Here is a 22,707-nt window from a genome sequence, read left to right on the forward strand (position 1 = left end):
GCACACCCTCCGGCACACGACCGCCATGAACCTCCTCCACGCCGGAGTCGACATCACAGTCATCGCGCTCTGGTTAGGCCACGAGCAGACCTCCACCACCGACATCTACCTCCACGCCGACATGGAGACAAAGAAGGCAGCCCTCGACAAGACCAGACCCCCAGGAGTCACCCCAGGCACATTCACCCCGCCCCCCGAGATCCTCACCTGGCTCGAAGCCCTCTGACTATGCCGACACCACCAGGAGACGATCGTCTCTGACAAGGGTAAACGTGGTCACGGTCGGCATAATCCACACGTCGGCATAAGCGATCAACGGCCTCCTCGAACACCTCCGAGGCACCGCCAGAGGCTTCAGAAGCATCGTCAACTACATCGCCCGCTGCCTACTCGACGCAGGCGGGTTCAGACCCATGATCCACTCACTTCTGTGAAGAGCCAACTAAGCTAAGCTCCGTGACACTCAAGGCCGTTGAGCCCCTTCCGAGTCCCTCAACCCCTCTCGAACCATCGCGCTCATGGTTTTGCCTGGGGCAGCGACCAGCCACTCGATGTTGGCGCTGATAGCTGAGGTGACCGTTTGGCCAGTCCGTAGCAGCGACGAATAATCAGCGACGCTGCCCGACTCTCGCCACGCGTTGAACGCCGTTCGAAACTCGTCCAGCTTGACGTCCAGACGGTCAGTCGCGTGCAACAACTGAGCGTCCGACACGAAGCCGAGTTGTTCCGCAAGCGTGGCCCCTGGATGCGCGACCCAAGGTGCGTTCTCCCCGGTGGTCGAAACCTTGCTGACTCGAAGTTCGTCGTCAGGCGGCCGCGTCTGACCTATCTCAGCCTGGCGAAGTTCGATAGCAGATCGGAGACGAGCAACCGCCCGTTCAGCCGTTGAATCATAGATCTTGCCATCTCGGATCGCTTCACCATCTAGGTCGAGCTGAAGGAATTCAGCAACATCTCCAGTCAGCAGTTCCATTCTGGCGCTGGCCGCCACTCTGCGGTTCAACTCGACACCCCAGTACCGTTTTCTCACAAACCGGTTGACCAATGCACTGGCGAAAAGCCCCGACGCTGTGAAGGCCGTAACTGATGAAACCAGGTTCAGTGTGAAACTGGGGACGAAGAACACGCCCGCGTCACTGCCCAGCCCTACAGCGATGGAAACCAGGAGCAGGGCACCCATCAGGCCCATTGCCCAGGTAGGTACCCGTGATGTCATGTCCGGCACCGCCTGACTTTCAGGGGAGCGAAGTAGGAGTCGCTCAGCCCAATCATCTCAAGCCATGCTGTCCAAGCGTTGACGAGGTGCCCGTCTAGGCCCAGTTGGGTTTCGGCAGTCGCAAGCAGGACTGGGTTGGGAGTCGCCTGCCAGTGGTCCTTGTGTATCCGGTTGAAGGCGTCTGTAGGGCTGGTGCCGAGGATTACCGCAAGGATAACTGCGACTGCCGCAGAGCGCGAATAGCCGCCTGGGCAAGCAGCCAGCACCCGTGCGCCCCGTGGGATCGTCGCGGCAAAGTCGACCAGCCTGACCACATGCATGGCGCTTGGGGCGCCAGATTCGGTCGCGTTCCGCGTATCCCGGAAATCCAACTCCAGCGTCTGCCCATGGACCTGGGGTATTCACAGGGGTGTGGCCCGTGTTGCGGGTCTGGACGTGGAAGGGTGCTCTGACCTGGGAGGATACGAGTTGTCAAGGCTTGTAGTCGTCCAAGGATCGGAGCACCCTCATGGTGAAGCGTAGCGGTGAGCGTCATGGTGCGCATGTGGATGCGCCCGATCCTGCCTGCCCCGGAGTGACGCCTGATATCGTCGGTCGGCGTGGATGATCCGGCCAGGATGAACTGGCCACGCTCCCTGCGGTCATCAACCTCGCGTCGTACCGCATCCCACAGCGGCTCGACGCGCTGCCATTCATCGAGTAGACGTGGCGTGTCGCCGGGGAGGATCAACCTGGGGTCGAAGAGCGCGCGGTGCTCGGCCTCGGGGTCACGGTCGAGCAGGACTTCACTGGCCGCCTTCTGGCGGGCGGTCTCGGTCTTGCCGCACGCCTTCACACCCTCGATGAGTACGGCTCCCATAGCGCGGAGTTGGCGTTCTAGGATGCCGTCAGCCACACGAGGCAAGTAGGGTCGATCACTGGCTTGTGTCGCCATGCCTGCTCCAAATTGATAGAACTGCACACTTTCCACTGTGAATAATACACATTCATGACTGATAGATCCTCACGTACCCCACTGCTTCCCGAGACGGCGCGGCAAGGGGAAATGGCGGTGTCTCCATCCCAGATCATCGAGCCGTCGACCCCGCCGACTCCCTCAGGCTCGCGGCTGCTCGAATGCGACGGTGGCCTCGGAGGAGCCCTGGCGGACGCGCAGTTGTGGCTCCAGCCGTGCCGAGCTGTCGACGCTCACGCTCGCTCGATCGGTGCCGATGATCCCGGCCTGCTCCATGGCCTCCAACTGGAGCCGGGCGAGGTTCGCAGCGGTGAACCCAGCCAACGAGATGGCGGGCTTCTGCCCGGTCCGCCGACACGCGTTGGTGACGTCGCTGCCGTCCCGCTCGAACACCAGCGCCGGGCGACACCCCTGGGTGGCGGCCCCATCTGAGAGCTCCAGCGAGATGGTGTCGGCGTCGATGGACAGCGACCCGACGCCCAGCCCCGGGTCCAGCTCGGCCAACAGGTCCAACACGACCTGCCAGGTCTCCTCCACAGAGACGGCCATCGACGAGGGGAGCGGGGAGCCGTTCAGCCGCACGGCGACCGGGTCATGCGTGGTGAGCCCCTCGAAGGTGTCGTCCCCGCACCTCAGTTCCCCGAGCATCGCGGACGGTGTGACGACGTCGACGCTGACCCGGAACTCGCTGGCCTCGCACAGTTTCGCCAACTGTGCGACCTGCTCTTGGACGGCGCCAGGATCGAGCTCCTCGAACGGCACGGCGGCCGAGTTCGTGGCAGCGTCGGTGACGGGGCGCACACCGTCGGACAGGTCCCAGAACTGGAGGGTGCTGTCCTTGACGGCGCGGGCGGTGATCGCCTGACGTCCGACGGCGACCCCGGAGAACGCGTCGGCGGCGGTGCCCAGCTCGACGAGGCGCTCGGCCACGACGGAGGCCGGGGGAGTGACTTCCGGCTCCGGTGCGGAACACGCGGAGAGAGCAAGGGCCACCGCGACGGCGCCGGCTCCCCGAACGATGTGGGGCCGCCTCATTCGTCGAGCATCTTCTGAAGCTCGGCGGCCTGCTGCGTGTTGATGTTCTCGCCTTCGAGATAATTGCGGATGGTCAGGTCCAGCTTCTCCGCCATGGCCGAGGTGGCGTTCTGGCCACGTTTGAGGGCCTTGTCCTCGATGTGGTCGGCGAGGCTGTTCAACCCCGAAGCCGTGGTGGCCTGGAACCCGGGGAACTGGTGGAACATCGTCTCGATGGCCGGGGCCGAGGCGGCCGACCCGATGGGCGTGGCGAAGTCGTCGGACAGATCCGACCAGTGGGTGATGTGGTCCTTGAAGTACTGCGTCTGGAACTTCAGATCATTGAACGACGACAGTCCTTCCGACTTCTTGCCGGAAAGGGGCGCAGGGTCGGGCCAGCCCACCTCGCCCTGCCCGCTGGGCTGGCTCAGGCGGTTGATCACATTCTTCTGCTGCTCGGTCTGCAGGATCGCGGAGACCGCCGCGTTCAAGGTGGACACCACGGCCTTGATCTCGTCCACCTGCAACCCCTGGAACTCGGTGACCTTTGTGCCGATCTGCCCGACGAGCTGGATGACCGACTCGATGCTCCACTTGTCGGGGAGCCAGTCCATGCCCACGATCCCGGCGTAGTACTCGTTCTGGTCGCCCTGCAGTTCCGCGAACGCCGTCAGGTGGTCGCCGAGAGTCTCGACGAACTCGCCGTCCCGGGTGAGCATGGTCTCGATCTGCTGAGCGGTGGTCTCATGCGCTTCGTGCTGGATGCCGACGTTGTCCTCATAGGTGCTCATCGCGGTGGGGCTGCGCCAGCCGTCAGCGTCGCCCGAGGTCGGGATCTGGCTGGTCCTGCTGGCGAAGACCAGCGAGGACACCTGCCCCGAGACGCTCACCCAACCGCCCATGTGGGAGGCGATGCTCTTGACCGAATCGCGCATGTGGCCGGCGTCGAACTCGAACTTCTCGTCGGCGCCGTCGACGATGCCCTGAGTCTGTGCGAGGTGGTTCAGGGCCTCCTGCCGGCGGGGATGGTCGACGACCTCCTCGGTGATCGAGGCGCCACCCATGTAGATGAGAGCCCTCTCCCACCAGGCGTAACGGTCGTCGCGGTACTCCACCGATTCGTAGTTGCTCCGGCCGTAGTACATCGTGTACTTGTACTGCTTCAGCTGGCCGATGGTCGACTTGATGGTGGACAGCATGTTCGCGCCGATCTCGGCCAGCGTCCCGTAGCTGTCGACCAGGTCGTTGCAGGTCTGCTCAATGGCCTTCGCGGCGTTGTAGGCGTCGTTCATCCCAACCCCCTCAGGCCTGTGCGAATTCGCGGATCCGGGCGCGCTGTCTGCGCAGGGCGACCACTTCCTCGGCGGCCGGCGGCTCCGGGGCCAGGTCGACCCCGTCGAAGGCCTCCAACACCGCCTCCATGATGCTGTTGGCAGTGGCCGCCTCGGCCCAGCGCGGATCGATCCGCAGCTCGGCGAAGCGCCCGGCCAGGAACCGGAGGGCGACCTTGGCGCCTTCCTCGTCCTGAGGCGCCGGTTGGCCGACGAACTCACCGTCGCGCACACGTCGACTGAGCTCGAGCGAGCGCCTCATGTAGTCGCGATGCATGGCCATGTGCTCACGCCGCTCGACCTGGGTGAGGTGCCGCACCCGCGGAGGCGTCGGTGCCGCAGAATCCAGCCCCGACGCCACGGGCATCGCCTCCTGGATCGCTGCCGAGATCGCCTTGGCCAGGTCTTCCGGGGAACCCTCGGACAACCAGTTGTTGGAGAGCAACAGCCGCACAAGCCTGCCCCCTTCGATTTCGACCTTGATGCCGTCCCTGAGCGCCATGGCACACCCTTCCAATTTGCGAGTCGGTGATGCTTTGATCACCGATGCTATCGGTGGGTGGTGTCAGGCCCCTGCGATGGTTCGGTCCCCGGCAAACATGACGGAACGGTAACAATAGGAGCGAATCGCGACGCGGTGGTTGACACCCCGCGCACCAGCCGGATTAGGTTGGGCCACGAGTTTTGAACGATCCACCAGGGGGTGCGATGAATCAGCCGACGCTGGCGAGCCTCGCGACGGAGCTCGGGGTGTCAAGACAGACCGTTTCCAACGTGCTGAACTTCCCCGACCGCGTCAGGCCCGCGACCCGCGCCCACGTGCTGGAGGCGATCGAGCGTTCCGGCTACCGGCCCTCCGCCGCGGCGAGGGCGCTGCGCAGCCAGCGGGCGATGGCGCTCGGGCTCAGGCTCAGCCAACGCCGCAACGGGATCTCCGGCACCATCGTCGACGGTTTCATGCACGCGCTCGTCCAGCGCGCCGACCAGCGTGGCTACCGGATCGTGCTGTTCCCCGCGGCCACGAACGACGAGGAGGTCGACAAGCTCATCGAGTTGCGCCGCAGCCTGGCCATCGACGCGTGCATCCTCACCGACACGTGGTACGGCGACACCAGACCCGCCGAGTTGGCAGAGGAAGGGGTCCCGTTCGCCTCCTTCGGTAGGCCATGGGACGGCGTCGATCACGGGCGCTGGGCCGACGTCGACGGCCGGGCCGGTGCCCGCGAGGCGACAAACCATCTGCGTGGGCTGGGGCACCGACGCATCGGTTTCATCGGCTGGGCCGACGGGTCACCGGTAGGCAGCGACCGCAGGGCTGGGTGGGTGGAGGCGCTCGGGCTCGACCCGGCGGGCGCGGACGCGCTCACCGTGGAGGGCGACGACTCGGTGCTCGCGGGCGCCCAAGGCATGGCCGAGCTGTTGGGCAGGGGAGCCGATGCCGCGGTGTGCGCCAGCGACACCCTCTCGTTGGGGGCGTTCACCGAGACCAGGAGACGCGACCGGGGCGACGTCCGGTTGGTCGGATTCGACGACACCCCGATCTCACGCACCCTCGGCCTCGACAGCATCCGTCAACCGGTTGAAGAGGTGGCGGCCGAGGTGCTGGATATGGTGCTCGCGCAACTCGCCGACCCGGAGACACGGTTCGAGGGACGGCTCGTCCGGCCGAGCCTGGTCACACACGAGCGCCCCGACTTCCTCGCAACCTGAATATCGGCACCGCAGTCGGGCTGCATCCGACCGGCTGAACTGTGGTGGCGTGGACGGGATTGCGGCGCACCGGGGGCGGCGAGGAACCAGAGCGGGATCGACCGGTTAGAATGTCGTGGCCTAACCACCCTCTGAAGGGAACCTCAGAACATGCGCCGAAGCCGCTCCTTCCTGGGCATGCTCCTCGCCGTTGCGTTGACCGTCGCGCTCGGCGCTTGTACCCGCCCCGAGACAGACGAGCCGCGCGGGCGCGAACTCAACATCGGGGCGGCCACCGAGCCCGCCGGGCTCGACATGATCACCACAACCGGTGCCGGGACCCCCTTCGTGCTGCTCTACAACGTCTACGAGACGCTCGTGAAGCTGGACAACGAAGGCAACATCAGGCCACTGCTCGCCTCCGAGTGGTCACAGACCCCGGACCGGCTCAGCTACACGTTCTCTCTCGACCCCGCGGCGAAGTTCGCCTCCGGCGCCCCTGTGGACGCTGACGCCGTGGTCAAGAGCTTCGAGCGGGCCAGGGGCGAGACTGCCGCCGAATCGATCAGGCTCAAGTGGGCCCCCGTCGACACCATCGAGGCGGTCGATCAACGAACGGTCAGGCTCAACCTGAGCCGCCCGTCCAACGGGCTGCTCTACGACCTAACGGGGCCGACAGGCTCCATCTCCGACCCGACGGCGACCGCCGACCTGAACACCACTCCAGCGGGCTCCGGCCCTTACAAGTTCGTCACCTGGGAGCAGGGTTCCCGTGTCGAGCTCGAGGCTAACGCGGGCTACTGGGGGACACCTGCCCGGTTCAGCCCCGTCAACTTCCGCTACTTCGCCGACCCCAACGCGATGAACACCGCGATGCTGTCCGGACAACTCGACATGATCTCCAACCTGACGGTGCCACAGTCGATCGGCCAGTTCAGCGACGCCGAGAAGTACACCATCCACGAGGGAACCACCGACGGTGAGGTCGTCCTCGGATTCAACCACGCCAATGAGGCGCTCTCGGACGTGCGGGTGCGGCAGGCGATCAGCCACGCCATCGATCGTCAGGCCCTGGTCGACTCGGTCTGGGGTGGCAAGGGCATGCTCATCGGCTCGATGGTCCCACCCACCGACCCCTGGTTCGAGGATCTGTCAGGCGTCTACCCATACGACCCGGACAAGGCGAGGGAACTCCTCGCCGAGGCTGGCTACGCCTCGGGGCTGACGCTGCGGTTGCGGGTACCCAACCTGCCCTACGGCCCGACCTCAGGGCGGTTCATCGCCGCACAGCTGAAGGACGTCGGCATCACCGCCGAGGTCGAGGAGCTGGAGTGGGCCCGCTGGCTCGACCAGGTCTACGGCCAGCACGACTACGACATGACCGTCGTGGCACATGTCGAGCCTCGCGACCTGGGCGCCTTCGCGGCGGAGGGAAACTACTGGGGGTACCGCAACGACGCCTTCAACACCTTGCTGACGGAGGCCGACACGGGCACCGAGGCCGACCAGACCGAGAAACTCAAAGAGGCCGCCCGGATGCTGACCGACGACGCCGCGGCCGTCTGGCTGTTCCTGCTCCCGAGCATCACCATCGCGACCCCTGCGATCGCAGGCGTCCAGGACAATCAGATCAGCCTCTCCTTCGACCTGACAACGCTGGCGGCCCGGAGCTGACGCATGACAGTGCTGCGCCGGGTGGGGATACGGCTCGCCTGGTTCATCGGTAGCCTGGCGCTGGCGTCCTTCCTCATCTTCCTGATCACGAACAAGCTGCCCGGCAACATCGCGCAGGTGATCCTCGGCACGAACGCCAGCCCGGGTGAGGCGGCGGCGCTTGAGGAGCGGCTGGGGCTGACCAAACCGTTCTTCACGCGCTATCTCGACTGGATGGCTGGCGTGCTGCGCTTCGATTTCGGGGTGTCCTACTATTCCGGCGAGGCGATCAACCCATTGATCGCCTCCCGCTTCGAGGTGTCGGCCTGGCTGGTCGGGCTCGGAATGCTGCTTGCGGTGGTGATCGCGATCCCGGTCGGCTCGTATGCCGCGATGCGACGCCGCCACGCCGACGGGGTGGCCGTCTCTGCGCTCTCGCAGATCGGCCTGGCCATCCCGGCGTTCTGGGCGGGGATCTGGCTGGTGATCGTGTTCGCCGTGAACCTGGGCTGGCTTCCCGCAGGCGGCTACGTGTCGTGGTGGGAGAGCCCGGGCGAGTGGCTCCTACACCTGATCCTCCCGGTCACGTCGCTGGCGCTGGTCCAGTCCTCGGTGTTGTCGCGTTACGTGCGCAGTGCCGTGATCGACGTGAGCCACGAGGACTACTTCCGCACCGCGAGGGCGGTCGGCTGGTCCCGGATCGGGGCGCTCTGGCGGCACGGCATGCGAAACATCGCGATCTCGTTGCTCACCGTCATCGGGCTGCAGCTGGCCACACTGCTGGTGGGGGCGATCCTGATCGAGCAGGTGTTCGCGCTGCCCGGCCTCGGCTCGGCGCTGCTGATGGCGGTGTCGCGGCGCGACCTGGGCATCGTCCAGGCCATCGTGTTGCTGCTCGTGTGGGCGGTGCTGCTGATCAATTTCCTGGTCGACGTCACCTACCAGCTCGTCGACCCGCGGCTGCGTCGTCGAGGGGAACTCCAGTGAAACGCGGCACCCTCAACCTCGGGCTCACCCTGATCGGCATCGTCGTCGTGCTCGCCGCCGTCGGGCTCGTCTGGACCCCGTTCGACCCGACCAAGATCACCGGGTCGCCGCTGCAACCACCCGGCTGGCCCCACGTGCTCGGCACCGACGGCCTCGGCGCCGACGTCCTTTCGAGGTTGATGAGCGGCGCGAAGATCTGCCTGTTGGTCGGCATCGTCTCAGTCGCTGGCGCCGCCGTCGTCGGAGTGCCGATCGGCATCTTCTCCGGGATGACGAGGGGCTGGATCAGCGACCTTCCTGCCCGGCTCTCCGACATCCTCTACGGATTCCCGGCGCTCCTGCTCGCGATTCTGCTGGCCGCCGCCGTCGGCGGGTCGACCTGGACGGCGATGATCGCGATCTCCGTGGCCACCATCCCCGCCTTCGTCCGGCTCGCCCGCGCGGCCACCTATCAGGTGATGAGCCACGGCTACATCGAAGCCGCCCGCGTCAGCGGCATCCCGAAGGTGGCGATCGCGGTGCGTCACGTGCTGCCCAACATCGCGCCGGTGCTTGGGGTCCAGGCCTCCGTCAGCTTCGGGATCGCGATCCTCGCCGAGGCGGGGCTCAGCTACCTGGGGCTCGGTTCCGGGCCGGAAGCGCCGACATGGGGACGGATGCTGCGCGAGGCCCAGGACTACCTGTTCAACGCTCCCATTCTCGCGCTCTGGCCCGGGCTCGCGATCGCGGTGGCGACCATGGGCTTCAACCTGCTCGGCGACGGGCTGCGAGACCTGTTCGACCCACGTCTGAGGGAGATGTCGTGAACATCCTCGAAGTGACGGACCTGACGGTCCGGTTCGGGCGCAACCGACCGGCGGTGGACTCGATCAGCTTCACCCTCGGAGCGCACGACCGGCTGGGCATCATCGGCCAGTCCGGCTCGGGCAAGTCGGTTACCTCCCTCGCGATCATGGGGCTGCTTCCCGAACATGCGCAGGTGAGCGGGTCCATCCGGTTCGACGGCCGGGAGCTAGTCGGGCTGCCCGAGCGCGAGTACCGCAAGCTGCGCGGCGATGCGGTCTCGATGGTGTTTCAGGAGCCCATGACGGCGCTCGATCCGACGATGCGGGTCGGCAGACAGTTGGGGGAGGTCGTCGCGCTGCACCACGGTGAGCGCCGCGGCTCCATCCGGGACGGGGTCCTTGACTGGCTCGGCCGGGTCGGCATCACCGAACCGGCCCGGATCGCCGACTCGTATCCGCATGAACTGTCCGGGGGCCAGCGGCAGCGGGCCCTGGTGGCAATGGCGCTCGCAAACGAGCCTGCGTTGGTGCTGTGCGACGAACCGACCACCGCGCTCGACGTCCTGGTGCAGCGCCAGATCCTGCGCCTCCTCGACGTTCAGCTGCGTGACCGGGCCACCGTCTTCGTGTCGCACGACCTCGCCGTGGTCCGCGAGGTGTGTCCGAGGGTCGCAGTCATGCTCGAAGGCCGCATCGTCGAGCAGGGAGACATCGAGCAGATCATCGCCGAACCCCGGCACCCCTACACGGCCGGGCTGATCGCCTCCGCAAGGATCGACCGGGTGCCCCGAGACCAGCCGCTGCCCAGCGTCGCCGACTTCTACACCCCGGCGGAGGAAGCATGAGCCTCGTCGAACTGCGTTCCGTCGCCGCGACCTACCGCAGAGCCGGGCGGGACTTCGTGGCGCTGCGTGAAGTGGAACTCGCCATCGAGGCGGGGGAGAAGGTCGGGGTAGTCGGAGGGTCGGGCTCCGGCAAGACCACCCTCGCACGGCTGATGCTCGGGCTGCTCAAACCGTCAGCTGGCGACGTACGGTTCCAGGGGAGGTCCATAATCGGACTGCCCGAGCGTCGACGCGGATGGCTGCGGGCGTCGGCGTCGATGGTCTTCCAGGACCCCAACTCGTCGCTCAACCCTCGCCTCCGGCTACGACACATCATCGCCGAGCCGCTCCTCTCACCGGCCGTGCGTAACCGCAGCGACGTGCCCGAACCCGGCCAATCGGTGCTGGCGGCGGCCATGGCAGGAGTCGGGCTCGACGTGGACCTACTCGACCGGTTCCCACACCAACTCTCCGGCGGGCAACGCCAGCGCGCCGCCATCGCCAGGTCGCTGATCAACGACCCCGCGCTGCTCGTCGCCGACGAACCCGTCTCCGCGCTCGACGTGTCGGTGCGTGCCCAGGTGCTCAACCTCCTCTCCGATGAGGTGAGCCAACGCGGCCTGGCGCTCGTTCTCGTGTCCCACGATCTGGCCGTCGTGGGAAGGCTGTGTGACCGGGTCATCGTGATCGAACACGGCCTGATCGTGGAACAGGGCCCCGTCGGGCAGGTGCTCACGAACCCGACCCACCCCTATACGGAGGCGCTGGTCGAGGCGACGCTTTCGCTGTGACGCGGTTTCGCTGACAGCGACCATGGAACATGCGCGGGGGGACGCGGCTGGCCAAGTAGAATCCTGACCCGTGAAGGCACTGCTACTCGAGAACATTCATGCCGAGGCCGTAAAGACGCTGCGCACCCGCGGCTTCGAGGTCGAGACCCTGCCGGGCGCGCTCGGCGAGGCCGATCTCATCTCCGCCCTCGACGGCGTCGACTACCTCGGCATCCGATCGCGCACCTACGTCACCCGGAAGGTGCTCGAGGCCGCCCCGAACCTGGGTGCGGTCGGTGCCTTCTGCATCGGGACCAACCAGATCGACCTCTCGGCCGCGACCGACGCGGGGGTCGCCGTCTTCAACGCCCCATACTCGAACACCCGATCGGTCGTCGAACTGGCGATCGCAGAGATCATCTCGATGGCGCGTCGGCTCACCGACCGCAACCGGGAGATGCACGAGGGCCGCTGGGAGAAATCGGCCGTCGGATCGCACGAGGTGCGCGGCCGCACCCTGGGGATCGTGGGCTACGGCAACATCGGGTCGCAGCTGTCCGTCGTGGCGGAGGCCATGGGCATGCGGGTCATCTTCTATGACGTCGTCGACCGCCTCGCACTGGGCAACGCGCGCCGGGTCGACTCGCTGGACGAGCTCCTGGCGCAGGCCGAGACCATCTCGCTGCATGTCGACGGCCGGGCGTCGAACAAGAACCTGTTCGGGGCCGAGGAGTTCGCCAAGATGCGCCCGCGTGCGCTGTTCCTGAACCTGTGCCGCGGCCCGGTCGTGGACCTCGATGCGCTCCACGAGAACCTGCTATCCGGACACATCGCGGGCGCCGCCATCGACGTCTTCCCGACGGAGCCGAAGTCGAAGGACGAGCCGTTCGTGTCGAAGCTGCGCAACATGCCAAACGTGATCCTCACGCCCCACGTCGGCGGCTCGACCCTTGAAGCCCAGGTCGACATCGGCCGCTACGTGGCCGGCAAGCTCACCGACTTCAACGATCTCGGGAGCACCTCGATGTGTGTCAACATCCCGGAGGTGGCGGTCGGCCCGAAGACCGCGGACGCGCGCGTCGTGCACCTGCACCGCAACGTCCCCGGCGTCATGGCGCGCCTCAACTCGGTGCTGGCGGAGTTCAACATGAACATCGGCTCGCAGACTCTGGCCACCAAGGGCCTGCAGGGCTACGCCGTCACCGATGTCAGCGGCAATGGCTACGACGGACTGCTGGCCAGGCTGCAGGACCTGGATGAGACGATCGGGGTCCGCGTCCTCTGAGGCGCTGGCCCCGGGTCGTCGAAAATCGACCAGTGGCCGATTCTGATGTGTCTGCTGTCGAAAATCGGCCACCGCCCGGGGTCGCGACGCCGAACTGGGCTGAAACGACGCCGACGCCGGGCTCAACCGGCGCCGGGGCTGCCTCAATCGACGTCTGAGGAGCTCAGGTAGGCCAGCGCCGCCTCGTGGAGCTTCCCGTTCGTTGCGAGCGCCCCCGGGCCGCGCACCCCGTCCTGACCGGACAGGTTCGTGAATCGGCCCCCGGCCTCGCGCACGATGATGTCGAGCGCGGCCATGTCGTAGAGCTGAAGATCCGGCTCGCAGGCGATGTCGACCGATCCCTCCGCCACCAACATGTAGCTCCAGAAATCGCCGTAGGCGCGGCTGCGCCAGCAGTCCCGCATGAGGTCGATGAAGCCCTGCCCGACGCCCGACTCGACCCACTCCGAGATCTCCGAGTAGGACAGCGACGCATCCTCCAACTGGTCCACGTTGCTGACCCGCAACTCCGTCGCGCTGAGAATCGAGCGCCCCGTGAATGCGCCCCCGCCCTCGCTGGCCCACCAACGTCTGGCCAGGGCCGGTGCCGAAACCACCGACGCGGCGATCCGGCCGTCGACCTCTAGGGCGATCAGCGTGGCCCAGACGGGTACACCGCGCAGGTAGTTCTTGGTGCCGTCGATCGGGTCGATGATCCATCGCCTCGAGGATGCTCCCGTGTCGTCGAACTCCTCACCGTGGACGGCGTCCCTCGGGCGGGTCCGCGCCAGCGTGCGGCGGATCGACTGCTCGACGGCGGTGTCTGCCTCCGTGACCGGGGTGTGGTCGGGCTTCGAGGAGAACCGCAGATCCAAGGCCTTGAAGCGGTTCATCGAGAGCGAATCGGCGTCGTCGGCCATGAGATGGGCCAGACGTACGTCGTCGGTGAGATCCTTAGAGCGGGGCATGCGGCCAAATCTACCCGGAACCGGCACCCGACAAGCGGGGGGATCGCCGCTTACGAGAAGGCTCGTTCCATTCGCCGAAATGATGCCAACCGTTCCGGCGCGAGTCGGCCGTCCGCCACCGCATCGTCGAGGGCGCATTCGATCGCGCCGGTCTCATGATGGCAGCCGCGCGGGCAGTCCTCGGCGTACTCCGCCAGGTCTGGGAAGGCCCCGAGGATCGACCCGGTGCGCACATGGCTGATCCCGAACGACCTGACCCCAGGCGTGTCGATGATCCATCCTCCGCCTGGCAACTCCATCGCCACTGCTGAGGTTGAGGTGTGTCGACCCTTGCCGGTGAGTTCGCTGACCTCGGCCGTCGCTCGGTGCGCGTCGGGGATGAGCCGGTTCACCAAGGTCGACTTGCCGACTCCGGAGTGTCCGACGAAGACCGTCACACGGTCTGTCAGCGACTCGACCACCTCCGTCAGGTCGGCTTCGGGTTCTGTCACGAGGATCGGCACCCCCAACGGCTCGTACGCCTCCCGCAGCTCGTCCGGGCTGGCCAGGTCCGCCTTCGTCAGACACAGGACCGGTGAAATGCCAGCGTCGTAGGCGGCCACCAGGATCCGGTCGATCATGCCCATCCTCGGTGGGGGATCGGCCAGGGCCGTGACGATGAACAGTTGGTCGGCGTTGGCGACGATGGGGCGCTCGAAGGTGTCGGCGTCGTCAGCGCTGCGACGCAGCATCGTGGTGCGTTCAAGCACCTCCACTATGCGGGCGAGTGTGCCTCCGTCTCCGCTGGTGTCGCCGTCGAGGCGCACCCGGTCGCCGACGACGATGCCCTTCCGCGCGATCAGGCGTCCCCTGACCGCGGTCACGCCTGAGCCGTCCAGCAGACAGCGGTAGCGACCGCGGTCGACGGAGACCACCCTGGCGACCGGGAGCCCCGAGTAATCGGGCCTTTCCTTGGTGCGGGGACGGCTCCGTTTGCGCGGCCGGTCGAATCCGGTGTGGTCGTCCTCGTGGATGCTCATCCGATGAGGCCGGCCCAGGCAGCGGGGAAATCGGGCATGGTCTTGGACACGGCCCCGATGTCATCGATCTCGATGCCGTTGACGCGGAGGGCCAGCAGCGCGGCCAGGTGCACCATCCGGTGGTCGGCATAGGCGTGCAGCACCGCGGGGCGGAGGTCGCACCCTCCGACGATTCTGAGGCCGTCGGCCGTCTGCGAGGCCTCGACGCCGATCCTGCGCAGTTCGGTCTCCAGCGCCGCCAGCCGGTCCGTCTCATGCCCCCTGATGTGCGCAACGCCGGAGATCGTCGTGGTGCCCTCGGCCAGTGCCCCCAGCGCCGCCACAACAGGGGTGAGTTCCGACGCCGCGGAGAGGTCGACGTCGATGCCACGCAGTGCCGCCCCGCCGCTGACCGTGGCGCTGTCTGCCTTCCGGTCGACGTCGGCTCCCATGCGTTCGACGATGTCGAGGAACAGTGCCCCGGGTTGCAGGCTGCGGCGCGGCCATGCCGGCACCGTAACGGTGCCTCCGGTCACAGCCGCCGCGGCGAGGAAGACCGACGCGTTGGTCAGATCGGGTTCGATGAGGGTGTCGGTGGCTGCGATGCGCCCCGGTGCGACCCTCCAGGTGGTGTCGTCCGGCTGGGCGACGCTGACGCCCCGCTCACGGAGCATCTGCGTGGTCATCTCGATGTGCGGACGTGAGGGGAGCCGACCTCCGGTGTGCCTGACGGTCAGCCCCTCTGGGAGCCTCGCGCCGATGAGAAGCAGGCCGGAGACGAACTGGCTTGAGGCCGACGAGTCGATGGAAGCCGTCGCATGATATTGCGCGGGCGGGCTGATCCTGAACGGCAGCCGGTCGCCGCGCACCAAGGCTCCCAACTGACGCAGCCCGTCCAACAGCGGACCCATGGGCCGCTCGCTGGCGTGCGGGTCTCCCGTGAAACTCGACGGGCCGTCGGCCAGAATGGCCACAGGGGGAACGAAACGCATCACGGTGCCTGCGAGGCCACAATCGATATTGGCCGCCCCTTTGAAACGCACCGGTGGCGCGACCCGCAGCCCGTCCCCGGATTGCCTGATCGAAACCCCCAGCGCGCCGAGAGCCGCAACCATCAGGTCGGAGTCGCGGGACTTCAGAGCGCCGCGAAGTACCGAAGGACCGTCGGCCAGCGCGGCCAGCACCAGCGCACGGTTCGTCTCGGACTTGGAGCCGGGAACAACTATCTCCCCCGTCACGGGAGCTTCAGCATGGGGGAGTTGGGTCGGCATCACGACGTGGCGGCGTTGAGCTTCTTGCTGATCTGCCTGGCCTGACGCTTGGCATTCCTGGCCAGCTTCTTCGCCTTCTTCTCGGTTCGTGCGACCGCGGCCTTGGTCGACTTGGAGATGTCTTCGCCCAGCGCGGAGGCCTTCTGTGAAGACACCTTCGCGGCCTGGTCGGCACGCCAGGCGAGGCTCGGCCTGCCTTCGGTATCCTGCATCGCCAGCAGTGAGGCACCCAGGAATGCGACGTTGCGCAGCACGTCGGGCCGGGCAGCCTCCTTCGCCTCTCTGGTGGCGTCCTTGCCGGGGGCCGCGATCGCGATATTGAGGACTGATGCCTTCGCCAGCAGCAGAGCCCCCAGCCGTCTGCCGATGCCTGTGGCATACATTGCGCCACCGGCGATCTGGGCGACGCCCCCGATCCGGACCCAGGTCTCGGCCTTCTCGGGCACGTAGGAAGAGATATCCGCGGGCAGGGCACGCTGGACCAGCGGGGCGATCCTCGACGTGAACGCCTCCGCGTCGGGGGCGATCTCGGCGGGCTTGGTGACCGCCTTGACTCCTTCGGTGATGAAGAAGCCAGCGAACATGCTCCGGGCAACAAATCGCAAGAGACTCATGCTGCCACCTTACTAGGTGGGTGGTGTCCAACGCTGTCACGGCGAGGATGTGCCGGGCGAGATGAGTTGGCGCCGATCCACCTGGGTTCGTGGACCTGGGCGCCGATCGCCAGATGTAGGGGTGTCAGATCGCCCGATCCGGTACACCGCTGCTGTGGCATGGCCTGACACCAGTCACCTACTAGGCTCGGGACATGTGTGGACGGTATGCAGCCACTGCCAATCCGGAAGAACTCGTGGAGGAGTTCGAGATCGATTTCGTCGATGACGGCATCGCGCAGGTGTGTTCAGCGCGCTACAACATCGCGCCGACCGATCAGGTTCCCGCGGTCGTGGAACGCGCCGGCCCCGAGGGCGTCATCCGGAAGTTGGTCCCGCTCAGATGGGGCCTCGTGCCCAGCTGGGCCAAGGCTCCGACCGCGACGATGATCAATGCGCGGGTCGAGACGCTCACCCACAAACCCGCCTTCCGGAAGGCGGCCTCGGCAAGGCGTTGCCTGCTTCCGGCAGCCGGCTACTACGAGTGGCGCGCCGAGGCGCCCCCAGGGGAAGCCAGAGCCGTCAAACAGCCCTACTTCCTCAGCCCCGAGACGGGGCTGCTGGTGATGGCCGGCCTCTACGAGTTCTGGAAGGGGCCGGACGGTTGGGTCGCGTCGACAACCATCATCACCACCCAGGCCACCGATGAGCTTGGCTGGGTACACGACCGGATGCCGGTGACGGTCGCAGCCGAATCGATCGAAGATTGGCTCGACCCCGGCCTCACAGACGCAGACGCGGCCGTCGGGCTACTGACGACGCCGACGGGGCTCGGCCACCGAAAGGTGTCACGGGCCGTCAACTCGGTACGCAATGACGGCCCGGAACTGATCGTGGAGGCGCTTGCCTGAACCGGCGGGAATATCCGGCGGCGACGTCGTGTTGAGGCAGGCATGAGCGTAGTGCAGGATGTGTCAGCGGTGAACACCGCAGAGTCGATCGTCGACCTGGCGCTATTCTACTGCCTGATGGAAGATCAGGATCTGGCCGCAGCGCCACAGGCTCCCGACCTCGAAGATGCCGAAGCGGCTGCGTTCGAGGAGGAGGCGCTGAGCCATCTGGACCGGCTCTATGCTGCCGCGCTCCGGATGACGCGCAACCCGGCCGATGCCGAAGACGTCGTGCAGGACACCTACGCCAAGGCGTTCGCCTCGCGCCACACGTTCACACCCGGCACCAACCTGCGGGCCTGGCTCTACCGGATCCTGACGAACACCTACATCAACGCCTACCGCAAGGCTCAGCGCAGCCCGCAGTTCAGCGGCGATGAATCTGTCACCGACTGGCAGTTGGCGCGTGCGGCGTCGCATGACTCCGCCGGGTTGCGCAGCGCCGAGATGGAGGCGCTGGACCAGACCCCCGACGCGGCGGTGGCCACCGCGGTCGCGCAGCTTCCCGAGAACTTCCGTACCGCTGTGCTCCTCAGCGATGTCGAGGGTTTCTCCTACAAGGAGATCGCCGAGATAATGGGCACCCCGATCGGCACCGTGATGAGCAGGCTCAACCGCGGCCGAGCGCAGCTGCGTGGATTGCTCGCGGAACATGCCAGCGAAAGAGGGATCGGCCGCAGGACGAACGCGGGGGGAGGGCAGTGATGGGCACGATGGGCACGTCTCAGGAGCACGATGAGATGGACGAGTGTGTCCAGGCGCTCGCACGTGTGCACTCATTCCTGCACAACGAACTCGTAGAGGCCGATGCCGACGCGATCCGCGTGCACCTGCACGCCTGTGAGCGATGTATGGAGAACTTCGAGATCGAAACCACGATCACGGAGATGATCGTGCGCAGCCAGCCGGTCCAGCAGGCCCCCGCCGCGTTGGCTGCGAGGATCCAGACGATGCGACTCACCCGCCGCTGATCCTCCCGGAACGACGAAGCCCCCGCAAGACTGCGGGGGCTTATCTGCTTCCAGCGACCAGACAGCGCCAGAAGGCGAAGGCTCAGGCGTTTGGACGCTTGCCGTGATTGGCCTTGTTCCTGCGGCGTGCGCGGCGCTTGCGACCGGTCTTACCCATATCGGGACTCCTCGTGCTCATTCTGTGGACCTGCCCATTGTGCCAGAACTGACATCGCAGGAGAAAGCCAGACGTGGCAGAGTAGGCGTCGTGGTACGTGAAGTGGATCGGATGACCGACGAGGAATGGCTAGACGAGTTCGTCTCGCAATGGCACCTACTGGCGGATCTGAGCTTCTCGGATCTCGTCCTCTGGAAACCGATCGGCATCGAGGGCGAGATCTTCGAGTGCACTGCGCAGGTCCGGCCGGTGACGGGTCCGACCGCGCTGGAGGACGACATCGTCGGGGAACGGATCGAGTACGACCCGGAGCATCAGGTCACCGTCGCATACATGACCCACGAGATCTCGGAGACCAGCAACAACGCGATCAGTGCGGGGATCCCGGTCGACGTGTGGGCGATCCCGGTGCTTCGCCGCGACAACCCGATAGCCGTCATAGAGCGCCACACCAACCAGATGGGGATGCGTGCCACGGGCGCGTTGGAGGAGAACTTCCTGGAGGCCGCCGAGATCCTCACCCAGATGCTGCTGCGCGGGGAGTTCCCGCTGGTCCCGCCGTCCGACAAGGCGCTCGCGCCGCGCCCGGCTGACGGTGTGCTGCGCGTTCAGCCGGATGGGGTCATCTCGTATGCCAGCCCCAACGCGATCACCGCGTTCCGCCGTCTAGGAGCCTTGGGTGACATCGAGGGTGAGCACTTCCGGGAGCTCACGCGGAGGTTGCGGCAAGGCGTCGAGTCCGTCGGGCAGACGGTCAACGCAGATCTGGACGGTCGACTCAGCCTCGAGTTCGATGTGGAAACCCGCGGGTCCTCGATGCGCTGCGTCGTGCTGCCCCTGTGGTTCGAGTACACCTCTGCCGGAATGTTGGTGCTCTGCCGGGACACCACAGACCTGACGCGCCGCGACCGGATGCTGCTAACCAAGGACGCCACGATCCGCGAGATCCACCACCGGGTGAAGAACAACCTGCAGACGGTGGCGGCCCTGCTGAGGATGCAGTCGAGGCGCCTCACGTCCGAGGAGGGCAAGGAAGCACTCCGTGACGCGATGCGTCGCGTGTCGTCGATCGCCATGGTGCACGAGACGCTCTCCTACTCGTTGGTCGAGGAGGTTGAGTTCGACGAACTGTGCGACAAGATCTTGGACATGGTCGGCGACCTGGCGGCCTCGAACGGCACGGTCCGGGCGGTGCGCCGCGGATCGTTCGGCGTGGTGCCTGCCGACATGGCCACCTCGCTGTCGATGATCGTCACGGAACTGTGCCAGAACGCGGTCGAGCACGGGCTGAGCAGTTCGTCCGGAATGGTCGAGATCGTGCCGAACCGCGACGGCGGGATCCTGGAGGTCGAGATCCTGGACGCCGGCCGCGGACTGCCGGAAGGCTTCCGGCTGGGCAATCAGAAGTCGCTCGGGCTCTCGATCATCTCGACGCTGATCCACGACCTGCACGGCACGCTGTCACTCTCAAACCGGGAGGATGGCCAAGGCACCGTGGCCCGGATCAGGCTGCCTGTGCCGGGGCCTGATCCTCGGGTCGTCGCTGGCGTCAGGGGGGTTTGAGCAGGATCCGTGGTTCAATGGCGTCGGCTTCGTATCGTCAGCAGAGAATGCGGGTCGGGAGCGATTGAGTGGTGAATCCTGCTCAAATCTCTTCGGGCAGGACGGCTGACTCGGGGATCGGTCAGCTACGTAGGCGGGAGCGGGCTGCGCGACGCTTGATCGCGCGACGCTCATCCTCACTCAGACCGCCCCAGACGCCGTGATCCTGACCTGCTTCGAGCGCCCAGGCGAGGCACTGTTCGCGTACGACGCAGCGCGCGCAGATCTTCTTGGCCTCCTCGATCTGTTGTAGCGCTGGTCCAGTGTTACCCACTGGAAAAAACAACTCCGGATCCTCAGTGAGGCAGGCAGCCTTGTGGCGCCAATCCATAGTTGTTCTCCTTCTGTGGCAGTGAAAAGTGGGCCGCGCATGGCAACGCAAGCTCATGCAGATTACCCCTGGGAACCAAGATAGGCAATAGCACAGGGTCTTAGTGCGCGATCGCGACAAATATCCGGTGATCCAGGCTTGAACCTGCGTCGCGGACTTGGCAGGCTCTGGTCCGTGAACCTCTCCGCGCTCCGTCGGCCACTCTTGGCGATCCCCGTGATCCTGACCCTGCTCACCGGGCTCGCCTTCATCAGTGCGGGCGCCGCGGCCTCCCTCGCGAACTCCAAGACGTTCGGTCTCGGGGTCGGTGCGATGCTCATCGGCTACGGAGCATGCCTCGCTCTGATCGCCTGGCTCGTGGTGCGGGGACACCGATGGGCGCTCGGCCTCATCGTGGCCTCCTCACTGCTTCATGCCTGCGCGGTGGCGAGCTACCTGACGAGCGCCGACCGCACGCAGGGCATCATCATGGCGATCATCGGGCCGTTCATCCTGGCGACGGTGATCACGTCGGTGTTGGCGGTCGGGCGCGGCGAGTTGCAGCGTACGACCGTCCAGGACCGAAACGGCCGCGTCTAGGCACGGGGAGGCTGGTTGAGCCGCCCGGCGAGGTACGAGTAAGGCGTGTCGAACCCTCGCGTTGGTTGAGCCGCCCGGCGAGCTCTGCGAGCAGGCGTGTCGAAACCTTCTGGCGCACGGTGGTTGAGCCGCCCGGCGAGCTCTGCGAGCAGGCGTGTCGAAACCTTCTGGCGCACGGTGCAGGGTCTCTACCGCAGCGTCCTTGGGGCAGTCCATAGACAAGGTTGCGTTGGTTTCGTCACGGGCCGTTCGAACCTCTCGGCCCGGCTCAACCGACGCGCTGGCGTGTCGAAACCTGCTGGCGCACGGTGCAGCGTCTCTACCGCAGCGTCTTTGGGGCAGTCCATAGGCATGGTCGCGTTGGTTTCGTCACGGGCCGTTCGAACCTCTCGGCCCGGCTCAACCAGCAGCGTGGCCCGGCTCAACCAGCAGCGGGGCCCGGCTCAACCGACAGCGACGGCCCCGCTCAACCGGCGCGTCTAGGCCAGTCGACCGGCCCCCGGGGCTGGTACCACCGTGAACCACTCTGGAGTGCCGTGGCCAGCCTCGTCGAACGCCTGAGTGATCTCGCCACCGATCCGCTCACCCTCACCGGCCCGGCACAGCGCGATGATGCAGCCGCCGAAGCCACCGCCCGTCATCCTGGCCCCGAGGGCCCCCGAGCGCACCGCCTGTTCGACGGCCAGATCGACGGTGGGCACCGTGATCTCGTAGTCGTCGCGCATCGAGGCGTGCGAGGCATCAAGGAGTGGAGCCAAGGCGGCCAGGTCGCCGCTGCGGGCCACCTCGAGTGCCTTGAGTACCCGCTCGTCCTCAGTGACGACGTGCCGGACCCGTTTGCGCATCGTCTCGTCGTCGAGCTTGGCCAGGGCATCGGCCAGATCGGTGACGTCACGAAGCGCGGGGACGCCCAGGAGTTTGGCAGCGGCCTCGCACGTGGCGCGGCGCGCACCGTACTCACCGTCGACGTGGCTGTGCGGGGTCTTGGTGTCCAACACCAGGATCTCCAGGCCCTGTGCCTCGAGTGGTAGCGGAACCTGCTCGGTCTCAAGGGTGCGGCAGTCGAGGAACAGCCCAGTGTCCTTCTCACAGAGGGTGCTGGCTGCCTGATCGAGGAGGCCGGTCGGGGCCCCGACGTAGGCGTTCTCCGCGACCCTGGCCAGCTTGGCCCGGTCGATGGGCGCGATCTGCAGGCCGTACAGGTCGCAGAGCGCCGCCACCGTGGCGCACTCGATCGCAGCCGAGCTGGAGAGCCCGGCTCCCAGCGGCACGTCGGAGGTGAGCACCAACGTGGCACCGCCGACGTCGTGCCCGGCCTCCCGCAGCGCCCAGGCAACGCCTGCCAGATACGCGGCCCAGCCCTCCTGGCCGGGCGCCAAGGCGTCCAACGGCACCGTGACGTCCTCGTCCAGCTCCAGCGAGACGAGCCGCAAGACGGCGTCATCGCGCCTCCCTGCGGCGATGACGGCCTTCCGGTCCAGCGCGAAGGGCAGCACGAAACCGTCGTTGTAGTCGGTGTGCTCACCGATCAGGTTGACTCGGCCCGGGGCGAACCACAGACCTTCCGGTTGGGCGCCCGCTACTTCAACATAGCGTCGACGAAGTGCGTCGAGGTCGAGCATTCAGTCCTCCTCATCGTCGAGCCGGGCCAGCCACGAGGCGAGCCGCTCGACCGGGGTTTCGAATTCTGGGTTCAGATCAACGAAGGTGCGCAGCTGTTCGGCGAGCCACTCGAATGTGATCTCCTCGTGGCCGCGCCGATCCACGAGCTCCTCGAGTCCGCGGTCGGTGAAATACAT

General features: G+C 66.4%; 26 protein-coding genes. 13 read left to right on the top strand and 13 right to left on the bottom strand.

Annotation, left to right across the window (positions count from 1 at the left end; all coding sequences use genetic code 11):
- Positions 1-226, top strand: a 226-nt coding sequence (locus tag BUC15_RS08345; protein ID WP_175558277.1) for a tyrosine-type recombinase/integrase, incomplete at its 5' end; no start/stop codon positions are given.
- Positions 227-463: 237 nt separating this feature from the next.
- Here the strand turns inward: BUC15_RS08345 and BUC15_RS08350 are convergent.
- From BUC15_RS08350 to BUC15_RS08370, 5 genes are all read right to left on the bottom strand, one after another.
- A complete protein-coding gene (locus BUC15_RS08350; RefSeq protein WP_217652179.1) occupies positions 464-1,225 on the bottom strand; it encodes a hypothetical protein in 762 nt (253 codons plus the stop codon).
- A 193-nt stretch (positions 1,226-1,418) separates the two neighbouring features.
- The gene (locus BUC15_RS21220; protein WP_073187054.1) at positions 1,419-2,150 is read right to left on the bottom strand and encodes an AAA family ATPase; all 732 of its coding nucleotides are present in this window, start codon (positions 2,148-2,150) and stop codon (positions 1,419-1,421) included.
- Between the two features lie 162 nt (positions 2,151-2,312).
- Positions 2,313-3,206 (bottom strand): hypothetical protein, encoded by an 894-nt coding sequence (locus tag BUC15_RS08360; protein WP_139280167.1) that lies wholly within the window; start codon positions 3,204-3,206, stop codon positions 2,313-2,315.
- Entirely contained in the window at positions 3,203-4,477 is a 1,275-nt protein-coding gene (locus BUC15_RS08365) for a hypothetical protein (RefSeq protein WP_073187056.1), read from the bottom strand. Before BUC15_RS08365 ends, BUC15_RS08360 begins: the two co-directional genes overlap by 4 nt.
- Positions 4,478-4,487: 10 nt before the next feature.
- Positions 4,488-5,018 (bottom strand): hypothetical protein, encoded by a 531-nt coding sequence (locus BUC15_RS08370; RefSeq protein ID WP_073187057.1) that lies wholly within the window; start codon positions 5,016-5,018, stop codon positions 4,488-4,490.
- Positions 5,019-5,224: 206 nt separating this feature from the next.
- Here BUC15_RS08370 and BUC15_RS08375 point away from each other — a divergent pair, with 206 nt between their 5' ends.
- From BUC15_RS08375 to serA, 7 genes are all read left to right on the top strand, one after another.
- The gene (locus BUC15_RS08375) at positions 5,225-6,226 is read left to right on the top strand and encodes a LacI family DNA-binding transcriptional regulator (RefSeq protein WP_073187058.1); all 1,002 of its coding nucleotides are present in this window, start codon (positions 5,225-5,227) and stop codon (positions 6,224-6,226) included.
- 150 nt (positions 6,227-6,376) lie between these two features.
- Positions 6,377-7,879, top strand: coding sequence for an ABC transporter substrate-binding protein (locus tag BUC15_RS08380; protein ID WP_073187059.1), 1,503 nt, complete (start codon positions 6,377-6,379; stop codon positions 7,877-7,879).
- 3 nt (positions 7,880-7,882) lie between these two features.
- Complete coding sequence (locus BUC15_RS08385) at positions 7,883-8,845, top strand: ABC transporter permease (RefSeq protein ID WP_073187060.1); 963 nt, start codon at positions 7,883-7,885, stop codon at positions 8,843-8,845.
- Positions 8,842-9,651 (top strand): ABC transporter permease, encoded by an 810-nt coding sequence (locus BUC15_RS08390; RefSeq protein ID WP_073187061.1) that lies wholly within the window; start codon positions 8,842-8,844, stop codon positions 9,649-9,651. The genes BUC15_RS08385 and BUC15_RS08390 overlap by 4 nt, the downstream gene beginning before the upstream one ends.
- Positions 9,648-10,475, top strand: a complete 828-nt coding sequence (locus BUC15_RS08395; protein WP_073187062.1) for an ABC transporter ATP-binding protein — start codon at positions 9,648-9,650, stop codon at positions 10,473-10,475. The genes BUC15_RS08390 and BUC15_RS08395 overlap by 4 nt, the downstream gene beginning before the upstream one ends.
- Positions 10,472-11,245, top strand: a complete 774-nt coding sequence (locus BUC15_RS08400) for an ABC transporter ATP-binding protein (protein WP_073187063.1) — start codon at positions 10,472-10,474, stop codon at positions 11,243-11,245. The genes BUC15_RS08395 and BUC15_RS08400 overlap by 4 nt, the downstream gene beginning before the upstream one ends.
- Before the next feature lie 70 nt (positions 11,246-11,315).
- Positions 11,316-12,509, top strand: a complete 1,194-nt coding sequence (serA, locus tag BUC15_RS08405) for a phosphoglycerate dehydrogenase (RefSeq protein ID WP_073187064.1) — start codon at positions 11,316-11,318, stop codon at positions 12,507-12,509.
- A gap of 143 nt (positions 12,510-12,652) precedes the next feature.
- On the opposite strand, the gene BUC15_RS08410 is transcribed toward serA, so the two are convergent.
- The 4 genes from BUC15_RS08410 to BUC15_RS08425 are packed head-to-tail and all read right to left on the bottom strand — an operon-like array spanning position 12,653 to position 16,339.
- Positions 12,653-13,456: an inositol monophosphatase family protein gene (locus tag BUC15_RS08410; RefSeq protein ID WP_073187065.1), complete on the bottom strand. Its 804-nt coding sequence runs from the start codon at positions 13,454-13,456 to the stop codon at positions 12,653-12,655.
- Positions 13,457-13,506: 50 nt separating this feature from the next.
- Positions 13,507-14,475 (bottom strand): ribosome small subunit-dependent GTPase A, encoded by a 969-nt coding sequence (gene rsgA, locus BUC15_RS08415; RefSeq protein ID WP_073187066.1) that lies wholly within the window; start codon positions 14,473-14,475, stop codon positions 13,507-13,509.
- Positions 14,472-15,725, bottom strand: coding sequence for a 3-phosphoshikimate 1-carboxyvinyltransferase (gene aroA, locus BUC15_RS08420; protein ID WP_073187067.1), 1,254 nt, complete (start codon positions 15,723-15,725; stop codon positions 14,472-14,474). The genes rsgA and aroA overlap by 4 nt, the downstream gene beginning before the upstream one ends.
- Positions 15,725-16,339 (bottom strand): DoxX family membrane protein, encoded by a 615-nt coding sequence (locus BUC15_RS08425; RefSeq protein ID WP_073187068.1) that lies wholly within the window; start codon positions 16,337-16,339, stop codon positions 15,725-15,727. The genes aroA and BUC15_RS08425 overlap by 1 nt, the downstream gene beginning before the upstream one ends.
- Before the next feature lie 194 nt (positions 16,340-16,533).
- On the opposite strand from BUC15_RS08425, the gene BUC15_RS08430 reads away from it, so the two are divergent.
- From BUC15_RS08430 to BUC15_RS08440, 3 genes are all read left to right on the top strand, one after another.
- Entirely contained in the window at positions 16,534-17,229 is a 696-nt protein-coding gene (locus BUC15_RS08430; RefSeq protein ID WP_073187069.1) for an SOS response-associated peptidase, read from the top strand.
- A gap of 117 nt (positions 17,230-17,346) precedes the next feature.
- Positions 17,347-17,973: a sigma-70 family RNA polymerase sigma factor gene (locus BUC15_RS08435; protein WP_084189462.1), complete on the top strand. Its 627-nt coding sequence runs from the start codon at positions 17,347-17,349 to the stop codon at positions 17,971-17,973.
- The gene (locus tag BUC15_RS08440) at positions 17,973-18,239 is read left to right on the top strand and encodes a zf-HC2 domain-containing protein (RefSeq protein WP_084189454.1); all 267 of its coding nucleotides are present in this window, start codon (positions 17,973-17,975) and stop codon (positions 18,237-18,239) included. The genes BUC15_RS08435 and BUC15_RS08440 overlap by 1 nt, the downstream gene beginning before the upstream one ends.
- An 82-nt stretch (positions 18,240-18,321) precedes the next feature.
- On the opposite strand, the gene BUC15_RS21225 is transcribed toward BUC15_RS08440, so the two are convergent.
- Positions 18,322-18,396, bottom strand: a complete 75-nt coding sequence (locus BUC15_RS21225) for a 50S ribosomal protein bL37 (RefSeq protein WP_425443342.1) — start codon at positions 18,394-18,396, stop codon at positions 18,322-18,324.
- 111 nt (positions 18,397-18,507) lie between these two features.
- Between BUC15_RS21225 and BUC15_RS08445 the strand changes: the two genes are divergently transcribed.
- Positions 18,508-19,959, top strand: a complete 1,452-nt coding sequence (locus BUC15_RS08445; protein WP_073187070.1) for a sensor histidine kinase — start codon at positions 18,508-18,510, stop codon at positions 19,957-19,959.
- 121 nt (positions 19,960-20,080) lie between these two features.
- On the opposite strand, the gene BUC15_RS08450 is transcribed toward BUC15_RS08445, so the two are convergent.
- Positions 20,081-20,329 carry a WhiB family transcriptional regulator gene (locus BUC15_RS08450; RefSeq protein ID WP_073187071.1) on the bottom strand — a complete coding sequence of 83 codons (249 nt, stop codon included), beginning with the start codon at positions 20,327-20,329 and terminating at the stop codon, positions 20,081-20,083.
- Between the two features lie 174 nt (positions 20,330-20,503).
- On the opposite strand from BUC15_RS08450, the gene BUC15_RS08455 reads away from it, so the two are divergent.
- Positions 20,504-20,908, top strand: coding sequence for a hypothetical protein (locus BUC15_RS08455; RefSeq protein ID WP_084189455.1), 405 nt, complete (start codon positions 20,504-20,506; stop codon positions 20,906-20,908).
- 479 nt (positions 20,909-21,387) lie between these two features.
- On the opposite strand, the gene galK is transcribed toward BUC15_RS08455, so the two are convergent.
- Both galK and BUC15_RS19445 read right to left on the bottom strand, forming a co-directional pair.
- A complete protein-coding gene (gene galK, locus BUC15_RS08460) occupies positions 21,388-22,530 on the bottom strand; it encodes a galactokinase (RefSeq protein ID WP_073187072.1) in 1,143 nt (380 codons plus the stop codon).
- A complete protein-coding gene (locus BUC15_RS19445) occupies positions 22,531-22,707 on the bottom strand; it encodes a DUF6104 family protein (RefSeq protein WP_139280168.1) in 177 nt (58 codons plus the stop codon).

It is taken from the genome of Tessaracoccus bendigoensis DSM 12906, from assembly GCF_900141915.1.
GTDB lineage: Bacteria > Actinomycetota > Actinomycetes > Propionibacteriales > Propionibacteriaceae > Arachnia > Arachnia bendigoensis.

Bases quoted from the DNA above. Each gene is read 5' to 3' on its own strand.
- BUC15_RS21220 (WP_073187054.1), bottom strand. From the start codon at position 2,150: ATGGCGACACAAGCCAGTGATCGACCCTACTTGCCTCGTGTGGCTGAC.
- BUC15_RS08360 (WP_139280167.1), bottom strand. From the start codon at position 3,206: ATGAGGCGGCCCCACATCGTTCGGGGAGCCGGCGCCGTCGCGGTGGCC.
- BUC15_RS08365 (WP_073187056.1), bottom strand. From the start codon at position 4,477: ATGAACGACGCCTACAACGCCGCGAAGGCCATTGAGCAGACCTGCAAC.
- BUC15_RS08370 (WP_073187057.1), bottom strand. From the start codon at position 5,018: ATGGCGCTCAGGGACGGCATCAAGGTCGAAATCGAAGGGGGCAGGCTT.
- BUC15_RS08375 (WP_073187058.1), top strand. From the start codon at position 5,225: ATGAATCAGCCGACGCTGGCGAGCCTCGCGACGGAGCTCGGGGTGTCA.
- BUC15_RS08380 (WP_073187059.1), top strand. From the start codon at position 6,377: ATGCGCCGAAGCCGCTCCTTCCTGGGCATGCTCCTCGCCGTTGCGTTG.
- BUC15_RS08385 (WP_073187060.1), top strand. From the start codon at position 7,883: ATGACAGTGCTGCGCCGGGTGGGGATACGGCTCGCCTGGTTCATCGGT.
- BUC15_RS08400 (WP_073187063.1), top strand. From the start codon at position 10,472: ATGAGCCTCGTCGAACTGCGTTCCGTCGCCGCGACCTACCGCAGAGCC.
- BUC15_RS08410 (WP_073187065.1), bottom strand. From the start codon at position 13,456: ATGCCCCGCTCTAAGGATCTCACCGACGACGTACGTCTGGCCCATCTC.
- rsgA (WP_073187066.1), bottom strand. From the start codon at position 14,475: ATGAGCATCCACGAGGACGACCACACCGGATTCGACCGGCCGCGCAAA.
- aroA (WP_073187067.1), bottom strand. From the start codon at position 15,725: ATGCCGACCCAACTCCCCCATGCTGAAGCTCCCGTGACGGGGGAGATA.
- BUC15_RS08425 (WP_073187068.1), bottom strand. From the start codon at position 16,339: ATGAGTCTCTTGCGATTTGTTGCCCGGAGCATGTTCGCTGGCTTCTTC.
- BUC15_RS08430 (WP_073187069.1), top strand. From the start codon at position 16,534: ATGTGTGGACGGTATGCAGCCACTGCCAATCCGGAAGAACTCGTGGAG.
- BUC15_RS08435 (WP_084189462.1), top strand. From the start codon at position 17,347: ATGGAAGATCAGGATCTGGCCGCAGCGCCACAGGCTCCCGACCTCGAA.
- BUC15_RS08440 (WP_084189454.1), top strand. From the start codon at position 17,973: ATGGGCACGATGGGCACGTCTCAGGAGCACGATGAGATGGACGAGTGT.
- BUC15_RS08445 (WP_073187070.1), top strand. From the start codon at position 18,508: ATGACCGACGAGGAATGGCTAGACGAGTTCGTCTCGCAATGGCACCTA.
- BUC15_RS08450 (WP_073187071.1), bottom strand. From the start codon at position 20,329: ATGGATTGGCGCCACAAGGCTGCCTGCCTCACTGAGGATCCGGAGTTG.
- galK (WP_073187072.1), bottom strand. From the start codon at position 22,530: ATGCTCGACCTCGACGCACTTCGTCGACGCTATGTTGAAGTAGCGGGC.
- BUC15_RS19445 (WP_139280168.1), bottom strand. From the start codon at position 22,707: ATGTATTTCACCGACCGCGGACTCGAGGAGCTCGTGGATCGGCGCGGC.